Origin of the sequence: Fulvivirga aurantia, assembly GCF_009711475.1 — a bacterium.
In the GTDB taxonomy this organism is placed as follows: Bacteria; Bacteroidota; Bacteroidia; order Cytophagales; family Cyclobacteriaceae; genus Fulvivirga; species Fulvivirga aurantia.
Window position 1 is genome coordinate 1 of record NZ_SMMD01000097.1, and the last position, 487, is coordinate 487.

At 35.1% G+C, this 487-nt stretch carries 1 protein-coding gene; it reads left to right on the forward strand.

Going from position 1 to position 487, the window contains the following annotated elements:
* The first annotated feature begins 126 nt into the window (after positions 1-126).
* The gene (rplS, locus tag E1176_RS00195) at positions 127-480 is read left to right on the forward strand and encodes a 50S ribosomal protein L19 (RefSeq protein WP_155208584.1); all 354 of its coding nucleotides are present in this window, start codon (positions 127-129) and stop codon (positions 478-480) included.
* The last annotated feature ends 7 nt before the right edge of the window (positions 481-487 follow it).

The following is a 487-nucleotide window of genomic DNA, read 5'->3' on the forward strand; positions in this document are numbered from 1 at the left end:
AAAAAAAGGCGGCCAAACCTTCTTAAATAATATTCACTTATTTCATTCCGAAATAGGTTAGTATAAAAAAATATTACTATATTTGCAGTCCGTTTTTGGAAATAAAGACTATTAGCGATAAATATCATGAACGAAATTATCAAATCGATCGAGGCAGAGGGACAGGAAAGACGAGCTTCTTTCCCGGAATTTCAGGCTGGAGATACAATCAACGTACACGTAAGAATTACTGAAGGAAACAAAGAAAGAATTCAGCAGTTCCAGGGTACAGTAATCCAAAGAAAAAACCCTAACTCTAACGGAGAGACTTTTACAGTAAGAAAAGTTTCTAATGGTATCGGTATCGAGAGAATTTTTCCTTTGCTTTCTCCAAGCATTGATAAAATTGACTTGGTAAGAAGAGGTAAAGTAAGAAGAGCAAGATTGTTCTACTTAAGAGGTAGACAAGGTAAAGCAGCTAGAATCAAAGAGAAAATCTAGTAAGCTC

Bases quoted from the DNA above. Each gene is read 5' to 3' on its own strand.
- rplS (WP_155208584.1), top strand. From the start codon at position 127: ATGAACGAAATTATCAAATCGATCGAGGCAGAGGGACAGGAAAGACGA.